General features: G+C 40.6%; 19 protein-coding genes. 12 read left to right on the top strand and 7 right to left on the bottom strand.

Annotation, left to right across the window (positions count from 1 at the left end; translation table 11 throughout):
- The 6 genes from DW826_RS14055 to DW826_RS14030 form a co-directional block, all read right to left on the bottom strand.
- Window positions 1-686, bottom strand: a 686-nt coding sequence (locus tag DW826_RS14055; protein WP_117553053.1) for a replication initiator protein A, incomplete at its 3' end; no start/stop codon positions are given.
- 39 nt (window positions 687-725) lie between these two features.
- Complete coding sequence (locus tag DW826_RS14050; RefSeq protein ID WP_066545407.1) at window positions 726-1,097, bottom strand: adenylate cyclase; 372 nt, start codon at window positions 1,095-1,097, stop codon at window positions 726-728.
- Between the two features lie 3 nt (window positions 1,098-1,100).
- Window positions 1,101-2,018 (bottom strand): ParM/StbA family protein, encoded by a 918-nt coding sequence (locus DW826_RS14045; protein ID WP_066545409.1) that lies wholly within the window; start codon window positions 2,016-2,018, stop codon window positions 1,101-1,103.
- 224 nt (window positions 2,019-2,242) lie between these two features.
- Window positions 2,243-2,578 (bottom strand): hypothetical protein, encoded by a 336-nt coding sequence (locus tag DW826_RS14040; RefSeq protein ID WP_066545411.1) that lies wholly within the window; start codon window positions 2,576-2,578, stop codon window positions 2,243-2,245.
- Window positions 2,568-3,701 carry a hypothetical protein gene (locus tag DW826_RS14035; protein ID WP_066545412.1) on the bottom strand — a complete coding sequence of 378 codons (1,134 nt, stop codon included), beginning with the start codon at window positions 3,699-3,701 and terminating at the stop codon, window positions 2,568-2,570. Before DW826_RS14035 ends, DW826_RS14040 begins: the two co-directional genes overlap by 11 nt.
- A 4-nt stretch (window positions 3,702-3,705) precedes the next feature.
- Window positions 3,706-6,027: an Archaeal ATPase gene (locus DW826_RS14030; protein ID WP_096807405.1), complete on the bottom strand. Its 2,322-nt coding sequence runs from the start codon at window positions 6,025-6,027 to the stop codon at window positions 3,706-3,708.
- Between the two features lie 171 nt (window positions 6,028-6,198).
- On the opposite strand from DW826_RS14030, the gene DW826_RS18330 reads away from it, so the two are divergent.
- The 6 genes from DW826_RS18330 (at window position 6,199) to DW826_RS14005 (ending at window position 16,201) form a co-directional block, all read left to right on the top strand.
- Window positions 6,199-6,342: a hypothetical protein gene (locus DW826_RS18330; protein ID WP_167544861.1), complete on the top strand. Its 144-nt coding sequence runs from the start codon at window positions 6,199-6,201 to the stop codon at window positions 6,340-6,342.
- 144 nt (window positions 6,343-6,486) lie between these two features.
- Complete coding sequence (locus DW826_RS14025) at window positions 6,487-7,563, top strand: PDDEXK nuclease domain-containing protein (RefSeq protein ID WP_242962955.1); 1,077 nt, start codon at window positions 6,487-6,489, stop codon at window positions 7,561-7,563.
- Window positions 7,564-7,622: 59 nt separating this feature from the next.
- Complete coding sequence (locus tag DW826_RS14020) at window positions 7,623-9,584, top strand: recombinase family protein (protein ID WP_117553052.1); 1,962 nt, start codon at window positions 7,623-7,625, stop codon at window positions 9,582-9,584.
- 453 nt (window positions 9,585-10,037) lie between these two features.
- Complete coding sequence (locus tag DW826_RS14015) at window positions 10,038-12,467, top strand: DNA methyltransferase (protein ID WP_117553051.1); 2,430 nt, start codon at window positions 10,038-10,040, stop codon at window positions 12,465-12,467.
- A 5-nt stretch (window positions 12,468-12,472) separates the two neighbouring features.
- Window positions 12,473-15,340, top strand: a complete 2,868-nt coding sequence (locus DW826_RS14010; protein ID WP_117553050.1) for a DEAD/DEAH box helicase family protein — start codon at window positions 12,473-12,475, stop codon at window positions 15,338-15,340.
- 15 nt (window positions 15,341-15,355) lie between these two features.
- Window positions 15,356-16,201: a DUF2971 domain-containing protein gene (locus DW826_RS14005; protein WP_181968084.1), complete on the top strand. Its 846-nt coding sequence runs from the start codon at window positions 15,356-15,358 to the stop codon at window positions 16,199-16,201.
- 94 nt (window positions 16,202-16,295) lie between these two features.
- Here DW826_RS14005 and DW826_RS14000 read toward each other — a convergent pair whose 3' ends face one another.
- The gene (locus DW826_RS14000) at window positions 16,296-17,147 is read right to left on the bottom strand and encodes a helix-turn-helix transcriptional regulator (protein WP_117553048.1); all 852 of its coding nucleotides are present in this window, start codon (window positions 17,145-17,147) and stop codon (window positions 16,296-16,298) included.
- Between the two features lie 445 nt (window positions 17,148-17,592).
- Here DW826_RS14000 and DW826_RS13990 point away from each other — a divergent pair, with 445 nt between their 5' ends.
- From DW826_RS13990 to DW826_RS13965, 6 genes are all read left to right on the top strand, one after another.
- On the top strand, window positions 17,593-18,000 hold the full coding sequence (locus DW826_RS13990) for a replication initiator protein A (protein ID WP_117553046.1): 408 nt from the start codon (window positions 17,593-17,595) through the stop codon (window positions 17,998-18,000).
- The gene (locus tag DW826_RS13985) at window positions 17,981-18,211 is read left to right on the top strand and encodes a hypothetical protein (protein WP_117553045.1); all 231 of its coding nucleotides are present in this window, start codon (window positions 17,981-17,983) and stop codon (window positions 18,209-18,211) included. The genes DW826_RS13990 and DW826_RS13985 overlap by 20 nt, the downstream gene beginning before the upstream one ends.
- Before the next feature lie 78 nt (window positions 18,212-18,289).
- Window positions 18,290-18,568: a helix-turn-helix domain-containing protein gene (locus tag DW826_RS13980; RefSeq protein WP_117553044.1), complete on the top strand. Its 279-nt coding sequence runs from the start codon at window positions 18,290-18,292 to the stop codon at window positions 18,566-18,568.
- An 82-nt stretch (window positions 18,569-18,650) separates the two neighbouring features.
- Entirely contained in the window at window positions 18,651-19,697 is a 1,047-nt protein-coding gene (locus DW826_RS13975) for an ORF6N domain-containing protein (RefSeq protein WP_117553043.1), read from the top strand.
- Window positions 19,698-19,711: 14 nt separating this feature from the next.
- On the top strand, window positions 19,712-21,730 hold the full coding sequence (locus DW826_RS13970) for a recombinase family protein (protein ID WP_347472387.1): 2,019 nt from the start codon (window positions 19,712-19,714) through the stop codon (window positions 21,728-21,730).
- 87 nt (window positions 21,731-21,817) lie between these two features.
- Complete coding sequence (locus DW826_RS13965; protein WP_278286587.1) at window positions 21,818-23,854, top strand: glycosyl hydrolase family 65 protein; 2,037 nt, start codon at window positions 21,818-21,820, stop codon at window positions 23,852-23,854.
- Window positions 23,855-24,016 lie beyond the last annotated feature (162 nt).

Genomic DNA, 24,016 nt, shown 5'->3' with positions numbered 1-24,016 from the left:
TAGCCACAAGTGTTACAAAAAAGCTTGACCACAACACTTCGTATGGTGGCTGCGTGACTGGAATACTGTTTTCCGCTGGATGCCATATAGCTGGACAGCTTTTCAATGTATTCCTGATAATGAGGAACCTCGTCCTTCAAAGCCTTCAGTTCTTCCGTACTCAGGAAAACATTTTGATAAGAGCCATAAGCGGTGCGGTCATCCTTACTCTCTGAATTTGTTCTTTTTATATTGTTCTTCTCTTTATTACTACTGGACAGTTTTCTGTCTGTCACAGAGACAGTTTTCTGTCCATCTGTAGGACAGTTTTCTGTCTGTTTTACGGAAAAAATTCTGTCCGTTTGATTCAATGCTTCCGGTGGATATTTAACGTATATCCTGTTTGGAAAACCTGCTCCCTGACGTTTACGGGCGATCAGATTTTCTTTCTCCAGAGCATTCAATGCGGTTTTGACAGACATTTCACTCTTGTGCATGGTTTCTGCCAGGCTCTTGATGGGGAAGAAAATGAACACATGACCTTGTTCATCTGTCCATCCGTCATTTTTCTGGGACAGCCTTGCTCGGTCGAGCAAAATCGTATAGAGAATTTTTGCAGTTTCATTTAGGCCATCCTTGTCCAGTAAAAATCTTGGGAACGCCATATACGGCGGTATCGGACTGCTTTGTGTTAGAAATTGTGTCATGTGTTCACCTCCCTTCTGTGAGATCAGCTTGGAGCAAACTTATTCTCCAAGAAAATCCCAATCCACTTCCTCATCCAGTTCCTGCTGTGTGACCGAAACGGCTCCAACCGGCACTTGCGACATTCCCACCATACAGCCTGCAAGAAATACCGGAAGTGTTTTCTCCATGGCGCTTTCTACAGAGGAAATAATCTGATTCACAAATCGTTCCTCACGTTCCCTGGTTTCAAAGTAAGGATCATCCTGACTGCGATAATAGCGGTCAAAGTAATCCACCAGAGCTACGGCAATCACATTGCTGTAGGATTTGAATTGCTGCTTGTCCATGTTCTGAAGATACTGCCATGCTCGCTTCTGGGTGTCCTTTTCCAGATTGAAGCGAAGATTTGTGCTGCGGATATTCTCGCTCATGGCTTACTCCTTCCTGCGAAGGCTCATAGAGGCGAGATATTCATAACCTTTGGCTGTCGCACAAATATCATCCAGAATAGTCACTCGGCTTTCATCGTACTGTCCAAAATGCTTGACCAGACAGCCGCCACCACCAACGATATACAGTCGCATCAGATCCGGATTGTATTCATAGCGGCGAAGCGTAGCAAAAATATCAGCCACATATCGCTTAGCCACGGAGGTAATACAGTCCAGATAGGGCTTGCTGATATCAGCAGTTCCGAAACGAAGTACCTGCTCAACAGTAGATTCTTCGATTTTCACGCCGAAGCTGTCCAGTACCGCATTCTTAGCGGCAATCATGCACTGGTTGGCACCGAACTTTTCTGTCCAACAGCGGCTCTCTACCGCCTTTTTATTGTTGATATACAGAATGTTCATGGTGCCGTTTCCAATGTCTGCCAAAAGATTCGTTCCCTTGAAATTTCCCAGTTGATTGATGATGGCAGGGTATCCCTGCGGGAAAAGACTGCATCCGACAAATCGAATGTAATAATCGTTGCCATTAAAACGGAAGTTCACTTCCTTGTTGCGGAGCAGATAGCTTCGGAAATCTTCACGCTGTTTGCGAATCCAGGTCAGTGGCAGACCGGCAGCCAGATGAACATCTGCTTCACGGATGCCGTATACATTCAGTTCTCTGGCAACCGCCATGAGCGTCAGAAGGTAATAGTCCTCATCCACAGCCTTGTCTGCGATAAATTCCTTGTGACCTTCTCCGATGCGGTAATAGATGCCGCCATATTCCAGAATGTTGCCGGAGAAGATCGGCTCGGTTTCATAGGCGGTCACTCCGGTAGGGGTAACTGTGTTTGCGGTCTTGATGTTGCCGTAGCCGTGATCCACAGCAATGATTTTGATGTTGTTCAGTTCTCTCATTTGGTCTGTACCTCCTTGTGCTTGTTCGTGTTCATAAAAAATGCCCCTTTCAGTAGATTTGCGTTGAAGTAGCACCGGATTTTCTGATTTGGTGCTGTTTTCATTGCAATTTCATTCTATTGAAAGAGGGCGCAAAACACATTGAGCGTGGATTGAGCGGAAATTGAGCAAAATTTATCTGTGGAATAAAAAATAGCTCTGCTATTACACAGAGCTACAATTGTTTATTTAATGACAATTCGTTCATTTATTTTACAAGGTGAATTAAGACACATTATCACAGTTAATGGATCAACATTATATTCTGTCGCAATAATGTGTGCATCTACCATTACTGATATTGTCCATGCAGAATCAATTTCACCTTTCGGAATTTTTATTCGTCGCTTTTGGTCATATTCTTCAAAAGCTTTCTTAATGTTTGTTCGCTGGTTGGCTTTTAATGAATTAAACTGCTTTAATGCAACCATGGGCATAATCCTGCTTTTAGCAAACATATTCGATACAGTTACCCATTTCACGAAATCTTTCTGAGATTTGAATACTATTTTATTTTTCATAACAATCCTCCCAAAAAGTTTTTACAGATAAAAATCGAATTTTCCCTTGAGCATTAAGTGTCGGAAGTAATTCTTTAATCATGTCACAATCACTTTCGTTAAAGTAATAGTAGACACATTCGTCAATATTAGATGCATTTATTGATTCAAATATATGAAAATCATTCCACGGAGATAATCCTAATATTTCTAATGTCCCCGTAATATTTTTGAAAGTATCAAAATGATAATTATCAGAAAAAGTTAATGAAGGATTAGCGGCTTTAAGCTGAATGGCATATCCCATATTTGCAGTCAACTTATTCGATTTAAGCGTCCAACTATCAACATCCTGTTTGATTTTGGGGTCATTATTATAGGCTATTGCCATTTTTTCAACAGCACTATTTGCTTGAGGAATTTGTTTGATCTGTAATTCTTTGTATGCGCCACAATGTGTTGTCAAAGCGTTTGAATACAAATAGAAATAATTCTCATCAATTTCTATTTCTTTTATTGGTGCATCGGGAAGTTGGTTTCTGAATGAATCGAGAAGATACACATCACTTTTCTTATCAAATTGCCCATGAATATGGTATGCCGGTTTATGTGTTGCTAATTCGAGATTTGCATCATAGTTTGTAGTAAATATGTTGTCGAACGCCTCTAAATAGGTGATGAATTTTTCCGGATATTCTTGATACAAGGTATTAAGTTTACCATCATTATATATTGCATATAGATAAGCAACTCTCAGAGCTTCCCTGACATAGTATTGCTCGGGATTTTGAGTATTGGTCTTGTGGCATACTAAATCATGAATTAAATAATAGTCTTCAAATCCTATATCAGTTATTCGTAATGTATCAATTTTATCTGCATATTGTTTTTTGAAAGACTTCAAAGATTCATCTTCTGCAGTACAATTTGTAAAATTATCGTATTTGTCCTCCAAAATATCTCTTGCTTCTAAAAATAATTGCCCTATATAATTTTTTAACAGGTACGGGAAATTCACAATGATATGTGATGGAAAATCATCTCTATCACAATTTTTTAGAATTCTCAATACTATTTGTTGCGTAGTATAATCAGTTTTATTAAATTGAATGTTTATACCATTTCCAACGAGTAAATTGTTCATATAGTTATATATCCCCTTCTTTGGTCAATAATTTTTCGCCTAAGTATAATCCGGCTTGCGCATACGTTCCAAGCAGTTCCTGTTTCTTTGCTTCAATCATATCAGGTTCAAACTCAAATACTGTTTCATAGATTTCCATAGCTTTCTGGAAATATGAAGTTGCCTGCGAAATTTCTCCCATAGTCAGGCTGATATTTCCCATCGCTTCTTGAACACTTGCATAATCCAGACCAGTATCAGAATTATATTCTCGAATTACACGGCAGAGCTTTCGCAGAGCAGACAAACCAACATCAGGCTGTCCCATATCCGTAAGCAATACAGCATAGTTTGTAATCTGCACAATGCTATCATGGTAATAGGCCAGACCATACTCATCTATGATTCTGATTGCCTGTTCCATATTTTCTTTAGCAAGTTCCAGCTTGCCATTCATTTTATACATACCGCCAAGATTTGCATACAGATTGGACAGGAGCAACGCATTCTCCGAAGTCATTTTCGGAATCATTGCAATGGCATCTTTCTGCATCTTGATTGCTTTATCTGGTTTCTTCTCATAAGCTGCCTGATAACTGAGCAGCAATGCCCGGTCAGCAATAGAGCCTACAGCCTTGTCCTTGAGCAAGTCAGACAGTTTATTTATAACCAATTCCATCCCCTGATAATAGCGGTAATTCTCCATATAAGGGAACACATCTTCCAAGAAACGAAGATATACCGGCATATCATCATTTTCAATCTGATTTATCACAAATTCAATGGTCTGGAACAACTGTTTATAATAAGAAACTTCTTCTCCATGACGCAGACAAATCTGCTGTAAGCTTTCCAATAAGGTGTGACAAGTCTGCACAGAAGGTTTTGTTTCTTCCATTGTCACTTCCTGCATCATTGGATGAAGGGCAATCATACGACCTTCCATTGCCTTGATGAAGCCTTTTTCAATCAGATCATTGACAGTATTCATATCACGCAGCTTTAACCAGTTCGCAAACAATCTGTTTTGAACACCGGAAAACGAAGCCAACGCAAGGTTTCTCATAATATCTGTTTCTGCTTCTGAAAGCTGATACAGAGAGAACAACGTGTGAATGTGGTCATAATAGGTCGCCTTGCGACTTTTGCCGTCTTTGGAGATACCGATAGTATCGGTGGCATCCAGGGCGACTTTTTCTTCTTTTAGCTTCTTTAACAGGAGCAACGGCTCCATAATTCCACTTTCCAACAAACGGGCTGACATTTCTACAGCAAGAGTATGACTGTGTACTGTTTGGATGATTTGCTCCAAAATCGTGCGATTCTTTTCAGCATCGGAATAGAAGCAGCCCATCAGTTTAATCAAAGCATCTGTATCCCCAATTTCTTCCAGATTCATGAAAGTATAGTTGTTAAAGCTGCTTCGGGTAGTAAACAGAATACGGCAGCGATATTTCATCACAACCGACAGCAAACCATCCTGCGATGCTGTAGTATTAAAATTATCAATGATAAATAAGGTGTCCTCTTTCAATGTACGCAGAAAACGGTTATGTTTGCGGAACCGTTCTTCATTGTCGTCATCCGGCAGATCATCTGCAAAATCCATATCTGAAATATCTTGTTTTAAATTGCCAGTGTAGGAAAGGTACAAAATATTTGTGTATTCTTTGCTATGAATTTTAGCATAAGCCTTTGCCAATTCACTTTTACCAATGCCGGCGATACCTTGCAGAAATACCTTTCCATGACTACATAACAACTGATGTAAAGTTACAAGTTCATTGTCTCGTCCACAGAAATGACGGCATGGCTTTGGGGTACCGCCATCGTAGATAAAATCTTTCACGGCCGGAGAAAGATTTCCAGCAGATAACAGATTCTTAGTATTTACATCTCGCTTTACAAAAGTACGTTCCATGCCAAAGCATAAAGCAGAAGTTAGAAATACTGCTTCATCCATTTCTGTTTCACAAGGATAATTCTCGAGAAGCCGAGCCTTGGTTTTATCTGATATGGTTGTATCCTGCACCAGAATGTTATAAATCTCTTGCACCGCCATAGTACTGTCATACATCAACGGAAGCACATTTCTGTGCATATCAGCAGCGAGTCGGTTTCGATTGTGGTTATCCATATAATACCTGGTGATACGAGGACTGATTTTTGCTTGTCCATTGAACCAACGGCATACCAGACCATTATCAAAATCAAAATCCAGAGATTCGTCTGAACTTAAAAAGCTGACAAACAACTGGTACATCATGTCAATCTGATTCATACTGTGGGCATCACTGATATAGTTACGAATGGTGGTGATGACTGAACTGAAATCTAAATATTCCATAGACAGCCCTCCTTCAAAAATAGTCAATTTACGCTCAATCCACGCTCAATGAAGCTTTAGACTGTTTGTTCTAAAATGAGTGTAGATTGATGGAAGCGTTCTGCTAAATATTATAGCACGGCTTTCAAGTCTACGAAAGAGCATAGGTAAGTGATTTGAAAGGAGGGGCTCATGGAACAGAATATAGCATTTGAACGATGTGTGGATTTTCTGGCTCGTATGATTGAGAAATACGGGCAAGAGCTCCTCGATGAGATCAATGCAGATGAAGATGGTGGGGCAAGAACTAAAACAGAAGATACAAAGTCAGCGTAAATGGGTGTCGAAAATGTCGGCATCCATTTTTTATATTTTGAATATATTGAAAAACTGAAAATCAATGGTATAATTAAGTTGGGACAAATAATTGAAACAGTAATTCGATATATGCCATATGGAATATAATGGGAGGCAGCAATCATGGATAGCAGAAAACGTATGGGGAAAGATAAAGATGGAGTGATTTTCCCTGTTGCTCCAAATCTTTCTGAAATGAGTGATAGTTATTTGGATTTTATAGAAGCAATCAAAAAAGAAATTGAGAACCAGAGATTAAAGGTTGTACTGAATGCAAATTCCAGTATGATCTGTCTCTATTGGAATATTGGTAAAGCTATTCTGCAAAAGCAGGAGGAAGAAGGCTGGGGAGCCAAAGTCATTGACCGCATGGCAAAAGACCTGAAAGATGCGTTTCCGGATATGTCCGGCTTTTCTCCAAGAAATATTAAGTATATGAGAAAATTCGCAGAGTGCTGGCCGGATTTTGAAATTGTGCAACGGGTCGTGGCACAAATTCCATGGCGTACCAATCGTATGTTGCTTGACAAATTGGATACACAGGAAGAACGAATCTGGTATGCACATAAAACCATCGAAAACGGTTGGAGCAGTACGATTCTGGATTTGCAGATTCAGAGCAAATTGATTGAACGTACAGGAAAAAGTGTCAATAACTTCCCTGTTGCTTTACCACCTGCGGATTCCGATATGGCAAATCAGATTTTCAAAGATCCGTATCTGTTTGATTTCCTTGGTACTGATATGCCAAGGCGAGAGGTTGAGATTGAACGTAAGCTGACAGAGCATATCCAGAACTTTCTTTTGGAGTTGGGACAGGGATTTGCGTTTGTAGGCAGACAGGTACATCTGGAAGTGGGCGGAGATGACTTTTATATTGATCTTTTGTTCTATCATCTGAAACTTCGCTGTTATGTGGTAATTGAACTGAAAGCTTGTGATTTTGAGCCCGGTTTCATCAGTCAGCTCAATATGTATCAGAATGTTGTAAATGATATTCTGCGTCATCCGAGTGATAATCCGACTATCGGATTGCTTTTGGTTAAAGGTAAAAATCAGACGGTAGTTGAGTATTCTCTTGCAGGATACCAGAATCCAATTGGCGTAGCAGAATGGAAAAACCAGATGGTAAAAGCACTTCCGGAAGAACTGAAAAGCAGCTTGCCGTCTATTGAAGAAATCGAAAAAGAATTGGAGTAAAAAGTGCCACAGGCCGTGGCACAATTACATATCACCCTATGGATGGAGGTGGTTAGGAATTGAAAACAAGAAGATGTTACATATACACACGAGTATCTACCTCGATGCAGGTAGATGGATATAGTTTGGATGCACAGAAAGATAAGCTGAAAAAGTATGCGGAATTTCAGGATATGGTAGTTGCGGGTGAATACTCTGATGAGGGAAAATCCGGTAAGAACATAGAAGGTCGTCCACAATTTTTGCAAATGCTGAAAGATATTGAGTCAGGCAAAGATAAGGTTGAATTTGTCCTTGTATTCAAACTTTCCCGATTCGGAAGAAATGCAGCCGATGTACTTAGTTCCTTACAGCGTATGCAGGATTTTGGGGTCAATCTGATTTGTGTAGAAGATGGCATAGACAGTTCCAAAGACAGCGGGAAATTGATGATTTCTGTCTTATCTGCGGTTGCGGAAATTGAGCGTGAAAATATCCTTGTTCAGACTATGGAGGGGCGCAGACAGAAGGCTCGTGAGGGAAAATGGAATGGCGGTTTTGCTCCTTATGGATATAAGCTGGTAGATGGTTATTTATATATTGCAGATGATGAAGTCGATGTGATTCGCATTATTTTTGATAAGTATGTGAATACAACAATGGGAGCATCTGCAGTTGCAACGTATTTGAATGAGCATGGCTATGTAAAGAAAAAGCGCCAGAATAACACGCTGGATATGTTTTCAGCACATTTTATCAAGTCAATTTTAGACAATCCGGTTTATTGTGGAAAACTCGCTTATGGTCGCCGTAAGAATGAAAAGATTGCAGGAACCCGTAATCAGTATCATATTGTGAAACAGGACGATTACCCGGTTTATGATGGAGTACATGAAGCAATTGTTTCGGAAGAAGTATGGCAGATGGCACAAAGGAAACGTCAGGAAACAGGTGTCAAAAGCGAGAAAATTTATAATCAGGAACATGAAAACATCCTTTCCAGTATTCTTCGTTGTCCTGTGTGCGGGGCTGCGATGTACGGCAATGTAAATCGTAAGAAGAAAAAAGACGGAACCTTATATAAGGATTATTATTATTATCATTGCAAACACCGTACTACGGTAAATGGTCATAAATGCGGATACAGACGACAGTGGAAACAGGAAATGGTGGACGCTGCGGTAGAAGAAGTGATCAGAAAACTGGTTACAAACCCGAAGTTTGAACAGGCAATCCGTCAGAAGATTGGTTCCAGAATTGATACAGAAGAATTGGAAACCGAACTGGAACAGCTTCGTAAGAAACTTCATCAGCTAAACGGAGCAAAAGCAAAGTTGGGACAGCAGATGGACAGTCTTGATGTAACAGACAAGCATTATGACCGCAAGTATCAGGATATGGAAGAACGCTTGTATAAGCTGTATGATGATATTGATTCTGTGGAAGAAGAAATTGAGGAAGTGGAAACCAGAATCTATAATGTGCGTCAGCAGAAAATTTCCGGTGACAACATCTATCAATTTCTTCTGTATTTTGATAAACTGTATGATAAGTTCACGGATGCTGAAAAGAAAGAGTTTCTTAACAGCTTCATTGAACGAGTTGATATATACGAGCAAGAGCAGCCGGATGGCCGTTTCTTGAAGCACATTAAATTCAGATTTCCTGTCTATTTTAATGGAAAGGAGATAGAGGAAATGAGTTGGGACAACGAAACAACAGTCGAGACAGTTGTTTTACTTTCCAAGGGAATGGTCGACGGCAGAAAAGTTAAGGTGGACTTCTCTCTGGAGGATATGGATTTATCTGAATTTAAAGGGAAAGCAACTTACGAGCAGATAAAGACTTATGTACTGGAGCAGACAGGACTGAAGGTTTCTTCGTTGTATATTGCACAGATTAAGAAGAAATGTGGTTTGGATGTTGGTGAGAACTTTAATTTGTCTAAATCAGACAATGCGAGACAGCCACAGTGTACACCGGAGAAGGAAGATGCAATTATGCAGGCGTTTAAGCATTTTGGAATGATTTATTGTGGATAAATGAACATCGTGTGTCTATCTTACTGATAGGAAACGTAAAAAGGACATTCCTGAACCGTAATTATTACGGGTCAAAGGATGTCCTTTTTGGATGTCTTGGAGTGTCCAAAGGACAAGGTAATGAAATTGAGAATACTAAGACTGATAAGAATAATATCTATCTTATCTAATCGAGAGATAAGGATGGATGGGATGATTACTAAGATTGAAGAATTCGCTTTTTCATGATATACTTTTTCGTAACTGTTAGCAATAAATTATCCAATTTACTGATAGAAAAAATGATAAATACGCAATTTCAATAGGAGATTGGTCGTTTTCTCTGCAACGGTCTTCACAAGGAGAATAAGCATTTTTATAATGAACAGAGAAAGTTATCACTTTCTGTGTGAAATGTGGTATAAGCTAAAATATAAGAGCAAAAACATAAACGAAAGAAAGAGGTAAATAACTGTGGCATTACTACAGGATTTGATAAAACAGATTGATGATGAGACGCTTAAACAGCGAATTATGGTGGAGGTGGGGAAGCTTACCAAGCAGAAAAAGTTCGGCTTGGTCTTTGAGGAACATCTGCCGGAGTGCACGCCACTTTATGATATGGAAATCAGAAGAGATTCCAAGGTGGCATTGAAAAACGGACAGATATCAGATATTTACATTGTGAATTCCATTGATGGAGATAAGGCAATCTGCGAACACAAGATAGATCATACCCAGGCGGAGTTTGCTCTGGACGAACTTGTTGCCATTGCGGAATTCGGTGAACCAATCTATCCGTATCTTAAGCCGATTGATGCGGTATGCAATGCACCTAACAGCGACCTTTGGCATACGCTGATAGAAGCAGACAACTATCATGCTTTGCAACTGCTAGAATATTTGTACGCTGGCAAGGTGGACTGCATCTACATTGATCCACCATACAACACGGGAGCGCGGGATTGGAAATATAACAACGATTATGTGGATGGCTCTGATGCCTACCGTCACAGCAAGTGGTTATCGTTTATGGAGAAAAGACTCCACATTGCAAAGAAATTGTTGAATCCAAAGACAGGAGTTCTTATTGTTACGATTGATGAACATGAGGTGCATCATCTCCGAGTATTATTAGAAGAGATTTTTGCTGATTATTATATTCAGATGACTACCGATGTTATCAATCCCAAGGGGGTTACTCAAGGACGATTTTCTCGTGTTGAGGAATACAATATATTTTGCTTTGCACCAGAAGCCTTTGTTGCCGATAGCGAAGATAATTTGTTAAATCCTCCAGATAAGAAAAAGATTCCTCGTTGGAAGGGCCTATTGAGATCTGGAACGGATGCACAAAGAGAAGATAGAGAAAATATGTTTTATCCTGTTCTCATAGATACCGAATTAGGAAAAGTTGTTGGAGTAGGACAATCGTTGCCATTACCACAAGTCCCTAATCTTGAAGAGAAAATTGACGGTTATGCCACAGCATGGCCTATACGAAAAGATGGTTCCTATGGTAGATGGAGTGTAGGGGCTGAAACTTTGCGTGAACTTATCGACAAAGGCTATGTCTCATGTGGAAAGTTTGATTCTTCGCGAAAAACATGGGGAATCTCATATATAAGTCAGCCAAATCAAAAGTTGATTGAAGAAGGTAGAATTGTAATTACAGGAAGAGATCCAAAGACAAATGTAGTTTCGGTGGAATATGCGAGTGATAACAACAGGGTTATTAAAACCGTATGGCATAGAACATCACATGATGCTGGAGCTTACGGAACTGACCTTATTACGGAGATAATAGGACAGACAAACGCGTTTTCTTTCCCAAAATCGTTGTATGCGACTCACGATTCTATTGCATCAATTGTTCGTAGGAAAAAGGATGCATTAATCTTGGACTTCTTTGCAGGTAGTGGTACAACATTAAATGCTATAAACCTTCTTAACTACGAGGATGGCGGCTCAAGGAGATGTATTCTTATAACTAATAATGAGGTTTCAGACTCTGATGCGAAGGAACTCATCAAGTATGGTAATGTTCCAGGAACACAAATATGGGAAAATCACGGAATCTGTCGTTCTGTTACATGGCCAAGAACCAAGTATAGCATTCTTGGTGTTCATAGTGATGGTACGCCTTTGCAAAAAGATTATATTACTACACGTACTATAGAAGATGAAGCGGAAAGAAGTATAAAACAAATAAGATTCAATCCTGAGCAAATTGTAGACATCAAAATACGCAAGGATATCGTTTCTTTGCTTGGAAAGGATAAGTTGCCCCAAAGCTTGGTAAAGCCAGGAATTGATTTCGTGGTATCTGAGAAGTATAATGCGACTATTCTTTTTTCACCATCCGCTTATGAAGAATGGATTGCTGCTTTGGATGGTCAAGATCACGTAACTGAATTATATGTTGTCACTACTAGTAACAAAGAGTTTAAGAAGATAAAAGAGCAACTTATTGAAGCTATGGGAGCAATAGCCGTGTCGAAGATTGAGAAGATTTCTATGGCAGTTGGATTTAAAGCGAATGCTGCCTACTTCAAACTTGGATTTCTTGACAAGGCATCCGTACGCATTGGCAGACAGTTTAGAGAAATGCTTCCTATCTTGTGGATGAAAGCAGGCTGCTTTGGACCTTGCCCGTCACTCATAGACCAGAAGATTCCCGAATATATGATTTTCCCGGAGAACCGAATTGCGATTTTAAACGACAACAGTTGCTTTGCAGAGTTTGCCGAAGAAGTTAGGAATACATCGAAAATTGAAACTGTCTATCTTGTGACGGACTCCGATGCCGATTATCGCAGTATGTCCAAGGAATTGAATGTAAAGCAGACATATCAGTTATACAGAGATTATCTGGATAATTTTAGAATAAATAGCAGGAGGTAACCGTGATGAGAGATGAATTAATATCCTTTCAGCAGATAGCTGTTTCAAAGCTACTTGCCGAGATAAACAGTGCACAGGCTTACCATAGAGTAGATGGACGTCCGCAGGTGATTGCATTTCGCGCTCCGACAGGCTCCGGTAAGACCATTGTCATGACGGAGGTTATCGAAGATATCTTAAACGGAACGGAGACTACCGTTGAGCAGCCGGAGGCTATATTTGTATGGCTTTCCGATTCTCCTCAACTGAACGAACAGTCAAAGACGAAGATTATACAGAAGGCAGACAAAATCCGTCCAAATCAATGCGTCACGATTGAGGATGATTCTTTTGATCAGGAAATGCTTGATGATGGTATGATTTATTTCCTGAACACGCAAAAACTCGGAAAAGCAAGCCGGCTTGTCAACGGCGGTGACAGCCGTACATATACCATCTGGCAGTCTCTGCAAAATACCGCCGAGCGGAAAGGCAATCATCTGTATGTGATCATTGATGAGGCTCATCGTGGAATGCAAGATAGAGACGCCGCAAAAGCAACATCTATTATGCAGAAATTTCTGAAAGGTAGCGAAGCTGACGGTCTTGACGCAATGCCTGTCGTTATAGGCATGAGTGCTACAGATGAACGTTTCCGCAGGCTTGTGGGCAATATTTCTTCTGTCCGCCATGATGTGGACGTCAGACCGGATGAAGTCAGGGCGTCAGGGCTTTTGAAGGATCGAATTATTATCACTTACCCGGAACAGGACTCCATTGACGATATGGTAATCCTCCAGGCGGCCGCAGATGAGTGGAAAGACAAATGTGAACATTGGAATTACTACTGTACGACGCAGAAAAGTCAGCAAGTGCGTCCTGTACTGGTCATACAGGTTGAAAACCGTAATAGTAACAGTGCCTCTGCTACCGAAATCGGAGAATGTCTATCGCGCATTGAAATGCGGACAGGTGCAAGATTCTCTGAATATGAGGTCGTTCACACTTTCGGACAGACTGCGACCATTGAAGCGGGCGGTCTGAAGATACACCATGTGGATGCCTCGGACATTGCTGATAATAAGAAAATACGAGTTGTGTTCTTCAAAGAAAATCTCTCGACAGGTTGGGATTGTCCAAGAGCAGAAACCATGATGTCTTTCCGTCATGCACAGGACGCTACATATATTGCTCAGTTGCTTGGTCGAATGATTCGCACACCGTTGCAGCGGCATATCGACGTGGATGAAACGCTAAATGAAGTGCGTCTTTTCTTACCACACTTTAACAAGGATAATGTTGAATCAGTTATGAAAGCATTGCAGGATGAGGAGGGTAGCGACATTCCAGCTGATGTTGAGGGTGAGAGTTACGGAAATGATTCACATGAGACTTGGGGATACCGTCCGAGGAAACGCCAGCCGAAGGTTGAATTGAATCAGATGACTTTGGCGGGTTTTGCACAATCACTGGGTATTTCTGCCGATCCGTTGTTTGAAGCACCAGAAAGTGAAGCAGGTGATACGACTGAGGGTGGGGCTGCGCAGGAAGAGTCTGTATCCTCACAGCAGCAAAAGCCTGATACCAACATCGACAATCCATCTGTAAGGAATGTGCCTGCACCGCAGAGTATAAATCAGGACACAACATTTGCACCTCAGCAATCCGATGTGGCTGCGTCAAGCACACCAGAGCTGGAACAGGAGCAATTTGTTTTCACAGACAGTATTGACAGAGAGGCGATTGCAACATTCATTAACAAAACCGCTCTCATTACCTATGAAATCAAACCGTTCAAGACAACGGATTATCTGCCGTCATTGATCAAACTTGCCTCGCTTATTAAGAACACCGGTCTTGATTCCTATGCGCTACACAGCATTCAGCAAGACGGCATCAGAATGATAAAGGAATACATCGGTAGGTTGAAAGAAAACGGTGAGTATGACGTTCTCACTTCTGAAGTAAAAAAGCTGAACCTGTCGTGGAAGGTCTTTGATGCGTTTGGTAAGGCGGTCAACGATGATAAGGAATATATTTACTACACATCTTCGGACGAGGACATCGACCGTAAATTTCGAATTGCAGAAAAGATACTTGGTGGATTTGGACTTGGCGCGGCATACGGCACTCTGCACTTTAACCCAGAGAATCCGTCCGAGTATATGGTTCATGTCATTTTGTTTGCGGCAGAAAAAGACTGCGTAGATAAACTGCATCTCTATGCTAAAAACAAGTTTAATGAAATGAGCGACACATATAGACTCCAATTTGCTCACATGCAGAGTGAAAAGTACCGCAAACAGTATGATGCCATCATTTCAAACGGAAATGAGGTCAGTGCTCACAGTTTCCATCTTCCGGAGCAAATCCGACCAATAGTTGACCTGGATGGTGAAAAATACTATAACCACTTTTTTGTAAATGAGGAAGTTGGTTACGCAAAGATAAAGTTGGATTCTTGGGAGAAAGCCGTGATTGAGGAAGAGTCAAAGAGGGACGATTTTATTTGCTGGATTCGCAACCCGTCCAAAGGCTGGGGACTTTGCTTGCAAAGATTGGAAAATGGAATTGTTAAGGGATTTTATCCTGATTTTCTCATCATAAGAAATGTTGTGGGAATCGGATATGTCATCGATATTCTTGAACCCCACCGTGGTGACTTGACAGACAATCTCTCCAAGGCAAAAGCACTGGTTGATTATGCACAAAAGCAACCGAGTGCACCGATTGGCAGATTACAGATGATTCGTGAGGGTAAAGACAGCATTACGGGTAAAAAACGCATGAAACGACTTAATCTCGCCAAAAGAGCAGTTAGAGAGAAAGTTATGCAGTTACAGACTACACAGGAGCTGGATGCCCTGTTCCTTGATGACCGTCTGGTAGAGTAATAGGAGATGAATTCTATGGGGAGAGATGACTACAGGGAAGAACGAGTGAAAAATGCAGTAAAAAAGCATGGAAAAACACTTTGGCATTATACAGATATAAATGCATTATGTGGGATTATTGGTAAGAAAGAAATTTGGTTTGGCAGTGCAGAACATATGAATGATCGAGAGGAACTAATAGGGTTTATTAACGATCTGGAAAAAGAAGTATATGCATGCATTGATTCAGCTAATAAGGAAAAAGCCAATGATGTTTTTGGGCAAATCAAAGATAGATTGCAAAAAGAATATCCATATATATTTTGCGTATCTAAAGCACGTAATGATGTGGCACAATGGGATAGGTACGCACACGGCGGACAAGGAGTAGCGATTGTATTTAATACAGAAACATTATTTAAGCTTATTTTTTACAATCAGATCATTATAAATGAAGAATATTATGGTTATTGTGCTAAGCAACATAAAATGAAAGAACTGTTACGAGATTATATTCAATATGATAAGATGGACGATTTTTCAAATTTAAACGGTTTGATTGATAATTTGTTGTTATGTGCAATGATTCATAAGCATGAAAGTTTTTCGACGGAGCAAGAAATAAGGATTTCTCCACTTTTTGTTAATGAAAATGATAAGCATCTTCAATGTAAAGTACTTAATACTATTAGACAGGTATATATTTTGAATTTAGCAGAATTGTGTGAAAAAGAAGGAATAGACTTTGAAGATTTATTCGACTCTATTGTTATTGGGCCTACATCAAAACAAACCGTAAGAGATTTGCAGTTTTATTGTAAAAATAATGGGTTGTTAAAACTTGCAAACAAAGTGAAGAAATCAGATTGTCCATTAAGATAAGGGCAAATAAGATGTGCATATATTTAAGAAGCATAGAAAACAAGACAGATTACCCCACTTAGGAGAGTAATCTGCCTTACTTTTTGGAGTTAGTTTACAATTTCGGATTTCTCCGCCTCAACTTCCGATGTTCTTTTGCGGGCTTGGAACGGGAAAATATTTCTTTTAACGTCTGCTTTTCTTTTGTAGAAAGTTGAGTGACTTTCATCTCCAGATTTTTGCAGAAAAGAAGCAAAAGACCATTTATATAAGCATCATTTGATGACTCTGTATCGTCATCTGCGGTAGTAAGTATTTGAGATGCAAAGTCATCAATGATATTTTTGACCATACTTTGATAGTCAATGCCGCTGGCAGTATTGCTGTCTTTCGTATGAGCATTTCTCAGGTCAGAGACAATCGGTTTCAAGTCTGATGACAGAATATTCATGTAATATTGTTCTGCTTCAATGTGTGAATTATCAAATACGCTTGCAAATGCATCAGTAGAATCGGCACCAAGCTCTGTTAATTTACATCTCATCACATCAAGAAAAGCATTTGCTATCTGAATTCCCTTATCGTTAAATCCATCAATATAGATTTCCAGGTCAGTCATGAATTTTTTGAAATTTTCATGTGTGAGTAATTCAGATAATAATCGAGGGTTATATTTTTTATCAGTCAGTATTTGTATGGCATCGTCATTTAGGTGCAGATCAGATACCGACTGATTTTTATGTTTCCGCAATTCTGTCCGGCAAAGAAGGTAATCTGTGCTTACGTTGTAAAAATTTGCAAGCGTTATAAGATTACCGAGTGACATATCTATATTTTCATCTTTTTCATAATTGCCAAGCGTGGAGCTAGGGATACCGGTAGCATCGGATAACTCTTGCAACGACATTCTTTTTTCTGAGACTCTCAAATCTTTCAGTCTTTCTGGTATGGTAAGTTTTGTATGCATAGCATTTTCCTCATTTTTAAAGATACAGATAGATTACCATGATATTGCCATGAGATAAAGAGAAATTCTTTTCCTGTCTTGTCTTGGATGTTGGAAAAAATCACAAAAAGAAAATTTTTCCAGCATCTTGGATATACCGAATCGGCATAGAAAATCTGAGAAAATAAATTCATAAATCGGGAAGGGAAGGAGTGAAGAATTTATGAAATGTCGGAAACACATCAGTATGACAAAGCCGATAGGCGTAGCTCCATGAAAATTTATTTTCATGGTTTTAGGGGATTGGGGCGTACACCAACAAGCGAAAAAGGCATTTTGTACGTACAAATGCACTGCTTGCCAATTAGCGATATTTATGTAACGAGAGTTGAATTCTATGCAGGAATTGGGCACAAAAGGCTGTTAATGACGAAAAAACTTCAAAGTATATGGAGGATCAGGAAAAATGGAAAATACAAAATATGATGATAAGTTTTACAGATTACCGAAACGATTATTTAAAGAAGATCAATTTAGAAGTATGACGAATGGGGCAAAGACACTTTATATGATTTTGTTGGATCGGCGCTGCTTATCAGAGTGTAATGGTGATGCATGGAGAGATGAATATGGAGCTATATTTATCATTTTTACAATCAAAGAAATGATGAAGCTGTTGCATCTGGGAAATAAGAAGATTAACAAGATGCTGAAGGAACTGGAGGTACATAATCTGATTTATCGAAGCCATCAGGGATTAGGAAAGCCGAATAAAATATATGTGTATGATTTGTTGAAAGCAGATAACGATAATTGGCTGCCAAAGCAATTTAAGCACAGAAAGGGGCGGACAAATGAGAAAGAGATATTATGATGATGCAAAAGAGAATGTAGCATTTGAGAGATGTGTGGATGTTGTGACAGCGCTGATCTTAAAATATGGACCGGCAATAAAAAGAAAATGGATTTTACGTGATTGGATAAAAAACATACAGGCTGACTGCTTTTGGAGAAGTTTAGCCTGTAAACGATATCAGCGGTATTTCGATTGTATGAAAGCTATTGTAAAAAATGATGCAACATGACATAATCGGATTGACTAAAGCAACATAGATATTTATAATATAGACAAAACGAAAATGACATGAACGGAGGACAGGGTAATGGAGAAAACTGTAACACTTGAAGAGGCATTAAAAAGAATTGAGGAGCTGGAAAAAGAGAATGCAGAACTTCGGGAGGAATTGGAGTATTACAGAAATCGTAAGTTAAGCGGTCGTCAGAAACATAACGCCAAATGGATGGCAATTTATAATGATTTTGTTGTTGGGTATGAGAGCGGCATGACAATGGTAGAAATTGCGAAGCGGAACAATGTTAGTGAGCGGACGATTTATAGGTATAAAGCATATTATGACAAACTGAGGGGAAAAGAGGAATAGACCATTTTGCTGATGCCAGTAAAATGGTCATATGAGAATTGCGGACGAATTTTTTTGACCGCAAAATGGATGGAGGAGTTCTATGGCAGAAGATAAAAAGAAAGAAGAAATTGCTGTGATTGATATTACAGAAGAATATTTGAAAGAAAGAATTTATGAAATTCGAGGGCAAAGAGTAATCTTAGATGTCGATCTTTCTGAAATATATGGTTATACTACAAAAGCATTTAATCAACAAGTAAAAAATAATATTGAGAAATTTGATGAAGATTTTATGTTTGAACTTACGGATGACGAGGTAGAAAATTTGCGGTCAAATTTTTTGACCGCAAATCTTAACAGTAAGAGCAGATATAATCCTCATGTATTTACAGAGCAAGGATTATATATGCTGATGACTGTCTTGAAAGGACCGTTGGCTGTTAAGCAGAGCAAGGCATTAATAAGAACCTTTAAGAAAATGAAAGATTACATATTAGAAAATCGTGATTTAATAGGTCAGCGGGAAATACTTCAGTTAAGCATGGAAACTGCTAACAACAGAATAGAAATTAACAAAATCAACTCAGATATGATATCTCTTGAAAAGCAGATTTCAGATGTTGCAGAAGGCTTGAAGGATGTTGTGACAAAATCTGAGTTGGCGGATATGATGAACAGCTTTGTTTCAGATGATGATGACAAGTGGCTCATGTTTAATGCAAAATTCAGTAGTGCAGATGAGGTATATGAGTCCATTTATAAACAGGCAAAGTCGTCAATATATGTCGTTGACAATTATATTGGCTTAAGGACGCTGGTACACCTTAAGAATTCTCCGGCTGGAGTAGCTATTATTTTATTCAGTGATAATGTTGGAAATAATAAACTTCACAACATAGAATTTATAGATTTCTGCAAGGAGTACCCAACAGTAAATTTGTCAATGAAAAAGACAGGCGGTATATTTCATGATCGATTTATCGTATTGGATTATGGAACTGCTGATGAAAGGGTTTTCTTATGTGGTGCTTCATCAAAAGATGCAGGCGCTAGAATAACCAGTATTGTTGAAGATTATGGAATATCTAAATATGCCCCGGTGATTGCCACGCTGTTGAAAAATCCAACTTTGATTTTACCACAATAGAGGGAGTGAATGTATTGAAAAAGAAAACAAAATGTTACATATATACTCGTGTATCAACAGCAATTCAGGTTGACGGTTACAGCTTGGATGCACAGAAGGATAAGCTTAAGAAATATGCAGAATTTCAGGATATGGAGATTGTAGGAGAATATTCCGATGAAGGGCATTCCGGGAAGAATATAAAAGGTCGTCAGGAATTTATGCGGATGCTGAATGATATTGAAGATGGCAAGGATGGAGTCGATTTCGTCCTTGTATTTAAATTATCCCGATTTGGTAGAAATGCGGCAGATGTACTCAGCTCTTTACAGCTTATGCAGGATTATGGAGTGAATCTTATTTGTGTAGAAGATGGAATTGACAGTTCAAAAGAAGCCGGTAAACTGCTTATATCTATCATTGCGGCCGTAGCAGAGATGGAGCGGGAAAATATCAGAGTGCAGACAATGGCTGGGCGTGAGCAGAAGGCGAGAGAAGGTAAATGGAATGGCGGATTTGCTCCTTATGGATATAAGCTGGAAAATGGTGAACTTGTTATTGCAGAGGATGAAGTGGAAATTATTCAAATGATTTTTGACAGGTATATTCATACCAATGATGGAATCAATGGTGTGGCAAATTACCTGAACAATCATGGATATACGAAGAAGCTGCGTCAGAATGGAACAATACCGGGCTTCTCGGCCAGCTTTATCAAGAAAATAATTGATAACCCGGTATATATGGGGAAGATAGCATATGGACGCAGGCGTACAGAGAAGAAAACAGGAACCCGTAATGAAACTCATGTAGTGGAGCAATCAGATTTCCCTGTTTATGAGGGAATTCATGAAGCAATTATTTCCGAGGAAGACTGGGATCTTGCACAGGAAAAACGTTCAAAAAATAATTACAAGCGTGAAAAAATTCATGATCCGGAACATGCACATATTTTGTCTGGGATATTAAAATGTCCTTGCTGTGGAAAAGGAATGTATGGAAACATTGCCAAAGCAGGGCGAAAAGATAACAAGACCAGATATTACTATTATTGTAAGAATACCGTGAATGCTACCGGGCACAAGTGTACTTTCCGACGCAACATCGAGCAGTCGCAGATTGATGATATGCTTGCAAAGCTGATTACAGCAATGACAAAAGAAGGAAAATTTAAGGATGCCATTCAGGATAAGATTGGAGCGACTGTTGACACAACGGACCTGGAAAAACAGTTATCTGTGTTAAATGCAAGTCTTCATCAGGCGGAGACAATAAAAACCCGTCTTGAACAGCAGATGGATAATCTAGATGTTACGGACGCTCATTACGATAAAAAAATATCAGATTTACAGAGACGATTGGATGCTCAATATGATAAAATAGATGAAGTGGAAGAAACAATGGCAGAACTGAAGTCTCAGATTTATGAGCTTAAGAAAAATCAGATTGATGCAGATAGCATATACGGATTTTTAGGCGCTTTTAATGAAGTGTATTCAGAATGTACGGATGCTGAAAAGAAACAGTTCATGCAGGCATTTATTGAACGCATTGATATTTTCCCGGAAAGACGGGAAGATGGAAATTGGATTCAGAATATTAAGTTTCAGTTTCCGGTACCGATCATTAAAGAAGGCAAGGAAGTAGCACAAATCAAGGGGATTTCTTTGGACAATGAGAAATCGGATGAGCATATGATTTCCTTGGAAAAGTTATCAACACTTGAGACGGTAGCTCTTTTAACTAAAAAAAGTGACTTTGGGAAGAAAAAGAGAGACTTCCAGGTTGAGATGGAAGTGCCGATTAGTCCTGATATGCACCAGGAGTATAAGGAACAGAAACCAACTTATGAGAATATCAAAAAGTATATCATGGAGAAGCATGGGGTGAATGTTCATACTGCTTATATAGCAGAAGTAAAACGGGATTGTGAATTGGATATGCGTCCTAATTATAATGTTTCAAAGAAAGAGGCTCCTGAGATAAAATCCTGTACTCCAGAGAAAAGAGAATATATCATGGAGGCACTGAGGTATTATAAGCTGGTGGTGTAGTTTACTAGGTAAAGAAAAACAGCATAATATTCAAGAAGGCAGAAGCAGTAGGATTTTTCCTATGATAGCTTCTGCTTTTTTGGGGTCATCACCCGCCATGTCTGCTGGGAGGGCAGGAACGGTGTGGAGGCAGAGTTTTTCTTTGAGCGTTTCGTATCCCTGGCGGATAAACACGTCATAGCATCCAGAGTCCGGATCATGCCATATCACCGGAATGTGAAGGTGAAGATCATCAGCGGGATCAACGGGAGAATGACCAACAACGGCACACAGCACTTCCACGAAGTGGAAGCACGGATGCACAAGGAGAAGATGATGGAATACCATACGGTGACCGGGGAATCGAAGATCCATGTGCTGCAGTACTGCGGACACCGTTTTGCCTTAAACGGCAGTCCCGTCCATCCAAAGAAAACTCCGCTGATCGGCCAGCGGTACGCAGTAATCATAGCGGAGGCGGAAGTGCCTGCGGGGGAGAGCTTTGTCGTGGACAAGATCTGTACCGTATTTACCGACCGGGATCCCGGAGCCGAGAGGGAAAAGGCATGGGACACCTGCAGCAGAGGCAGGAAAAAGACACTGGAATATCTGGAAGCAGGATATGACGTCTTAAAAAAGCGCAGCCAGAAGGAGTGGAAAACATTCTGGAACAGGAATGATATCCTGCTCCGTGGGGAGGATGATTATGACCAGCTTGCCATACGGTTTGCCCTGTACCATCTGAATATCATGGCAGACCGGGAAGACGATACCGTAGGCATCGGGGCAAAGGGACTGACCGGGGAGGATTTTAAGGGACACTGCTTCTGGGATACCGAGATGTGTATCCTCCCATTCTTCCTCCTGACAGAACCTGCGGAGGCAAAGCGTCTGCTCATCTACCGTGGCAGGGGCTTACAGGGAGCGAAGACCAAGGCATACCGAAACGGATATAAGGGAGCCATGTATCCCTGGGAGGCTGCCAGACCGGAGTATGGGGAGACCACCCCGGAAAGAGGCATGGCAGATCCGCAGACCGGGGAGAGAACCTCCATCTATACAGGGAAAAAGGAACTGCATATCTCAGCAGATATCAGCCATGCCGTATGGAAATATTATCAGGCTACTGGTGATGAAGAGTTCATGAAGCAGTGGGGCGATGAGATCATTCTGGCTACTGCAGTATTCTGGGCAGACCGTGTGGAATGGGACGAGGATGGCAGGGTATGCCATATCCGTGATGTGATCGGACCGGATGAGTACAAACAGCGGTTGACGGACAATACCTATACCAACTACATGGCACGGAATAACCTCCGCCTGGCGGTGCAGATCGCAGAAAGACTGGAAAAAGAGGATCCGGAATATCTGGAAGAGCTGAATAACCGCTGGGAGATCTGTGAGATGCTGCCAAAGATCCGCAGGGCGGCGGAAGGAACATATCTGCCGCCTGTGGGAAAGGATGGCATCCTTCCCCAGTTTGCCGGTTACGGGAAGCTGCAGGAGATGGATCTTAGCTACTACAAGAGCTTTGGAAAAAACGCAGCCGCCGAAATACGGAAGGAACATACCGTTTTGGAGCTTGAGAGCTTCCGGGTGCATAAACAGGCAGACCTCGTCCTGCTGCTGCAGCTGTTCCCGGAACTCCCGGAAGAAGCCGCTGGGACACAGCGCAGGCAGGCACGGGAGAAAAACTATGAGTTTTATGAAAAACATACGCTCCATGAAGCGTCCTACAGCTTTGCCACCCATTCCCTGATGGCAGCTTCCTTGGGAAGGACACAGGAAGCCTATGAGCTGTTTTGCCAGTGCTGCGATGTGGATCTGAGCTCCGATGGAGAGAATGCACCGGCAGGAATCTATGCAGCCTGCATGGGCGGCATCTGGCAGTGTGTGGTAGAGGGCTTCTGCGGGGTACGGATCGAGGAAGATGCCCTGCGGATCGATCCCTGTCTCCCCGAAACGTGGGAAAGCGTGAAATTCCGCATCTGTTACCGGAAAAGCACCCTGGATATCAAGGTAACGAAGAATGCGCTGACCGTCAATAACAGGAGCAGCCACCCGGTACCGCTTAGCTTCCGTGGGGAAGCGGTGTGTCTGGATGGCACCGTGAGCAGGATCTTCCCGCTCCATTCCCCGGAATAAAACAGCATGACAGAACGCAGACAGGAACAACCTGTGCACTCTAAGGAGTGTACAGGTTGTTTTGCTTTGAACACTGCTCATGCGCAAAGAGTCCGCAGGCAAACTCGTTATTGCTGGAAAAAGGATAGGAATCCACCATCCGGTATACCATAATGTGGACAG

Origin of the sequence: Clostridium sp. AM34-11AC (assembly GCF_003435375.1) — a bacterium.
Taxonomy (GTDB): Bacteria; Bacillota; Clostridia; order Lachnospirales; family Lachnospiraceae; genus Pilosibacter; species Pilosibacter fragilis.
This window is presented reverse-complemented; position numbering and strand designations above follow the sequence as displayed.

What these genes read in the sequence shown, in the direction of transcription:
- DW826_RS14050 (WP_066545407.1), bottom strand. Translation starts at nt 1,097, where the DNA reads ATGAGCGAGAATATCCGCAGCACAAATCTTCGCTTCAATCTGGAAAAG.
- DW826_RS14035 (WP_066545412.1), bottom strand. Translation starts at nt 3,701, where the DNA reads ATGAACAATTTACTCGTTGGAAATGGTATAAACATTCAATTTAATAAA.
- DW826_RS14005 (WP_181968084.1), top strand. Translation starts at nt 15,356, where the DNA reads ATGGGGAGAGATGACTACAGGGAAGAACGAGTGAAAAATGCAGTAAAA.
- DW826_RS18330 (WP_167544861.1), top strand. Translation starts at nt 6,199, where the DNA reads ATGGAACAGAATATAGCATTTGAACGATGTGTGGATTTTCTGGCTCGT.
- DW826_RS14000 (WP_117553048.1), bottom strand. Translation starts at nt 17,147, where the DNA reads ATGCATACAAAACTTACCATACCAGAAAGACTGAAAGATTTGAGAGTC.
- DW826_RS13990 (WP_117553046.1), top strand. Translation starts at nt 17,593, where the DNA reads ATGGAAAATACAAAATATGATGATAAGTTTTACAGATTACCGAAACGA.
- DW826_RS14010 (WP_117553050.1), top strand. Translation starts at nt 12,473, where the DNA reads ATGAGAGATGAATTAATATCCTTTCAGCAGATAGCTGTTTCAAAGCTA.
- DW826_RS13975 (WP_117553043.1), top strand. Translation starts at nt 18,651, where the DNA reads ATGGCAGAAGATAAAAAGAAAGAAGAAATTGCTGTGATTGATATTACA.
- DW826_RS14040 (WP_066545411.1), bottom strand. Translation starts at nt 2,578, where the DNA reads ATGAAAAATAAAATAGTATTCAAATCTCAGAAAGATTTCGTGAAATGG.
- DW826_RS13980 (WP_117553044.1), top strand. Translation starts at nt 18,290, where the DNA reads ATGGAGAAAACTGTAACACTTGAAGAGGCATTAAAAAGAATTGAGGAG.
- DW826_RS14025 (WP_242962955.1), top strand. Translation starts at nt 6,487, where the DNA reads ATGGATAGCAGAAAACGTATGGGGAAAGATAAAGATGGAGTGATTTTC.
- DW826_RS14030 (WP_096807405.1), bottom strand. Translation starts at nt 6,027, where the DNA reads ATGGAATATTTAGATTTCAGTTCAGTCATCACCACCATTCGTAACTAT.
- DW826_RS13985 (WP_117553045.1), top strand. Translation starts at nt 17,981, where the DNA reads ATGAGAAAGAGATATTATGATGATGCAAAAGAGAATGTAGCATTTGAG.
- DW826_RS14045 (WP_066545409.1), bottom strand. Translation starts at nt 2,018, where the DNA reads ATGAGAGAACTGAACAACATCAAAATCATTGCTGTGGATCACGGCTAC.